This window comes from Komagataeibacter europaeus LMG 18890 (genome assembly GCF_000285295.1).
GTDB classification, from domain to species: domain Bacteria; phylum Pseudomonadota; class Alphaproteobacteria; order Acetobacterales; family Acetobacteraceae; genus Komagataeibacter; species Komagataeibacter europaeus.
Genome location: NZ_CADP01000165.1, coordinates 1 through 4,401 on the forward strand (window position 1 = coordinate 1; position 4,401 = coordinate 4,401).

Genomic DNA, 4,401 nt, shown 5'->3' on the forward strand with positions numbered 1-4,401 from the left:
CCATCGCCGCCTGAATACGCCCGCGTCTCTCGCCGGATGGTTACCGCACATTCAGGGGTATTTCGTCTTCTGTGGCCGTCCAGCCCCTATCTCCCACCGAAGCTCAGGGTGTTCATCGACTTCATGACCGAGAATCTGTTTCCGTCAAAATGACCTCGCTCCCACGTTCACGCACACGTGAAATCCGCCCAACCTACGCTGCGCTTTCACTCCCAGTTGCATCCTATGTGCATCCTGCGGGAGATTTCGGGCACAAAAAAAGCCACCCTATTGGGTGGCTTTTTCTTAGTCTTTTCAGACGTTTATTCATGGTTGCGGGGATAGGATTTGAACCTATGACCTTCAGGTTATGAGCCTGACGAGCTACCGGGCTGCTCCACCCCGCGGTGGTGAGGGGTGACTGGAAGACCTGGCGGCGACCGACTTTCCCGTGCCTTAAGGCACAGTATCATGGGCGCTGGGGTGTTTCACGGCCGAGTTCGGGATGGGATCGGGTGGATCATTCCCCGCCATGGCCACCAGGTCATCCAGTCATCCCTTTGGGAGGGGCTGAGAGGATGTGATGGGTTGGTGCTGTATGGTGTGTTGAAGAGTGGATGACTGCTGTGCATGTATGTTGCCACGTTATGTGGCGATGGAATGAGCCTATTGGGCGATTAGGACCAGTTAGCTGCACGCATTGCTGCGCTTCCACACCTGGCCTATTGACGTGATGGTCTATCACGGCCCTCGGGGAGACCTTGTTTTGAGGTGGGTTTCCCGCTTAGATGCTTTCAGCGGTTATCCCGTCCACACTTAGCTACCCGGCTGTGCCGCTGGCGCGACAACCGGTGCACCAGAGGTATGTTCATCCCGGTCCTCTCGTACTAGGGACAAATCCTCTCAAGTCTCCAACACCCACGGCAGATAGGGACCGAACTGTCTCACGACGTTCTAAACCCAGCTCACGTACCACTTTAATCGGCGAACAGCCGAACCCTTGGGACCTGCTCCAGCCCCAGGATGTGATGAGCCGACATCGAGGTGCCAAACCTCCCCGTCGATGTGGACTCTTGGGGGAGATCAGCCTGTTATCCCTAGAGTACCTTTTATCCGTTGAGCGATGGCCCTTCCACGCGGGACCACCGGATCACTATGGCCGACTTTCGTCTCTGATCGAGCTGTCACTCTCACAGTCAGGCGGGCTTATGCCATTGCACTCGACAGTCGGTTTCCGACCGACCTGAGCCCACCATCGCGCGCCTCCGTTACACTTTGGGAGGCGACCGCCCCAGTCAAACTGCCCACCATGCAGGGTCCCGGACCTGGCTAACAGGCCTCGGTTAGACATCAGAAACAGTCAGGGTGGTATTTCAAGGATGGCTCCACCGGAACTGGCGCCCCGGTTTCAAAGCCTCCCACCTATCCTACACAGAATGTCTCTGATGCCACTGCAAAGCTGCAGTAAAGGTTCATAGGGTCTTTCCGTCTGACCGCGGGTACCCCGCATCTTCACGGGGAATTCAATTTCGCTGAGCCGATGCTGGAGACAGCGGGGAAGTCGTTACGCCATTCGTGCAGGTCGGAACTTACCCGACAAGGAATTTCGCTACCTTAGGACCGTTATAGTTACGGCCGCCGTTTACCGGGGCTTCAATTCGGTGCTTGCACACCTCCTCTTAACCTTCCGGCACCGGGCAGGCGTCAGGCCGTATACGTCGTCTCTCGACTTCGCACAGCCCTGTGTTTTTACTAAACAGTCGCTACCCCCTGGTCTGTGCCACCCGCCAATGGTTGCCCACTGACGGGTCTTGCTTATCCCGAAGTTACGCAAGTAATTTGCCTAGTTCCTTCAGCATCGTTCTCTCAAGCGCCTTGGTATTCTCTACCAGTCCACCTGTGTCGGTTTCGGGTACGGTCTATATGCCAGAGCTATTTCCTGGAATGCGCCAAAAGCCGGATCAATCCGATAAGACCCGACAACATATTGCATTCGTCACTTCTGGCAGGCCCGGGAATATTTGCCCGGTTTCCATCGACTACGGCTTTCGCCCTCGCCTTAGGGGCCGGCTCACCCTGCGCGGATTAACCTTGCGCAGGAACCCTTGGACTTTCGGCGACAGTGTTTCTCGCACTGTTTGTCGCTACTCATGTCAGCATTCGCACTTCCGATATCTCCAGAGAGGGTCACCCCGTCTCCTTCACAGACCTACGGAACGCTCCGCTACCGCGCATACATAGTATGCACCCACAGCTTCGGCACGTGGCTTGAGCCCCGTTACATTTTCGGCGCAGGGTTTCTATTAGACCAGTGAGCTATTACGCTTTCTTTAAAGGATGGCTGCTTCTAAGCCAACCTCCTGGTTGTTTTGGAATCCCCACATCCTTTCCCACTTAGCCACGATTTGGGGGCCTTAGCTGGTGGTCTGGGCTGTTTCCCTCTCGACAATGGACCTTAGCACCCACTGTCTGTCTGCCGAGCTCATACTTCCTGGTATTCGGAGTTTGGTTAGGTTTGGTAAGGCTTTGGGCCCCCCTAGCCCATCCAGTGCTCTACCCCCCGGGGTAATACTCGACGGTCTACCTCAATAGATTTCGCGGAGAACCAGCTATTTCCGAGTTTGATTGGCCTTTCACCCCTAGCCACAGCTCATCCCCGACTTTTTCAACAGGCGTGGGTTCGGCCCTCCAGTGCGTGTTACCGCACCTTCAGCCTGGCCATGGCTAGATCACTCGGTTTCGGGTCTTCTGCCAGCAACTCGTCGCCCTGTTCAGACTCGCTTTCGCTGCGCCTACACCTAACGGCTTAAGCTTGCTGCAAACAGAAACTCGCTGACCCATTATACAAAAGGTACGCCGTCACCCCATAAGAGGCTCCGACTGCTTGTAGGCATTCGGTTTCAGGTCTATTTCACTCCCCTCGTCGGGGTGCTTTTCACCTTTCCCTCACGGTACTTGTTCACTATCGGTCACCAGGGAGTATTTAGGCTTGGAGGGTGGTCCCCCCATGTTCAGACAGGATTTCACGTGTCCCGCCCTACTCAAGGATCATTCCTGACACTACGCATACGGGGCTATCACCCGCTATGGCCGGACTTTCCATTCCGTTCTGCTTCTTCAAAAATGAACACTGGCCTGTTCCGCGTTCGCTCGCCACTACTAGCAGAATCTCAATTGATGTCTTTTCCTCCGGGTACTTAGATGTTTCAGTTCCCCGGGTTCGCCTCATGTCCCTATGTATTCAGAACATGATACCCATCGCTGGGTGGGTTGCCCCATTCAGATACCCACGGATCAAAGCCTGCTCGCGGCTCCCCATGGCTTTTCGCAGCGTGCCACGTCTTTCATCGCCTCCTGGTGCCAAGGCATCCACCGAATGCCCTTATCGCGCTCATTGCCCACACATGCACAGGAGCCATCCACTCAAGCCACCAGCCAGATAACCAGCCGGCAGATCGAGCAACAACACCCGCACAGAGAAAGTGCAGTGCATCGCACAATTCAACACTTAACTCGTTCATGAACGCATGCGCCTTCATCACTTAGCATGGATACTCCGACTGCTCGGACCATCCACGGGCCAGACCAACCCGTGACAAAGGCACGTCCACGAACGCACCAACCTATTCACATTATCAAAGAGCAAACTTACCAGACCGCAACACCCCGTGCACCGCCAACGCGGTTCCACAAGGCATCCGTCCGATCTCCATTATCTTCCGGCGACAATCTTTCCAGTCCAGCGCTTCAGCCCATGGGGCTTCCAGCCATTCCCTACCCTCTCGACACCAGTCATTGGTGGAGGCGGACGGGATCGAACCGACGACCCCCTGCTTGCAAAGCAGGTGCTCTCCCAGCTGAGCTACGCCCCCATCAGTGCATGCCATCACACGCACGCAGCAGAACTGGTGGGCCAGGGAGGACTTGAACCTCCGACCCCACGCTTATCAAGCGTGTGCTCTAACCAACTGAGCTACTAGCCCCAAAAGGGTCCATTGATTGTCGCTGGAAGGGATATGTTGACGGCGCGTTACACCGAAGTGCAGGCAGCCTACCTAGCTGTGCCTTGCCCGATCCTGCAGGCAAGGACTTTATATAAGAAGCGTTCCAAAACAGTCCAGTTACCCAGACCATCCTCAGAACACATCCTTGAAAGGAGGTGATCCAGCCGCAGGTTCCCCTACGGCTACCTTGTTACGACTTCACCCCAGTCGCTGACCCGACCGTGGTCGGCTGCGTCCTTGCGGTTCGCTCACCGGCTTAAGGTCAAACCAACTCCCATGGTGTGACGGGCGGTGTGTACAAGGCCCGGGAACGTATTCACCGCGGCATGCTGATCCGCGATTACTAGCGATTCCACCTTCATGCACTCGAGTTGCAGAGTGCAATCCGAACTGAGACGGCTTTTTGAGATCGGCTCGG

The 4,401-nt window shown here is 55.8% G+C and carries 3 tRNA genes and 3 rRNA genes; all 6 read right to left on the reverse strand.

Features of this window, described 5'->3' with window-relative positions:
* Nucleotides 1–309 precede the first annotated feature (309 nt).
* Nucleotides 310–386: transfer RNA gene (locus tag GEU01_RS19645), tRNA-Met, on the reverse strand.
* A gap of 21 nt (nt 387–407) precedes the next feature.
* Nucleotides 408–523, reverse strand: a 5S ribosomal RNA gene (gene rrf, locus GEU01_RS19650).
* Between the two features lie 113 nt (nt 524–636).
* A 23S ribosomal RNA gene (locus GEU01_RS19655) occupies nt 637–3,375 on the reverse strand.
* A gap of 400 nt (nt 3,376–3,775) precedes the next feature.
* Nucleotides 3,776–3,851, reverse strand: a tRNA-Ala gene (locus GEU01_RS19660).
* Between the two features lie 34 nt (nt 3,852–3,885).
* Nucleotides 3,886–3,962 (reverse strand) — tRNA-Ile (locus tag GEU01_RS19665).
* 169 nt (nt 3,963–4,131) lie between these two features.
* A 16S ribosomal RNA gene (locus GEU01_RS19670) occupies nt 4,132–4,401 on the reverse strand; the annotation flags it as partial.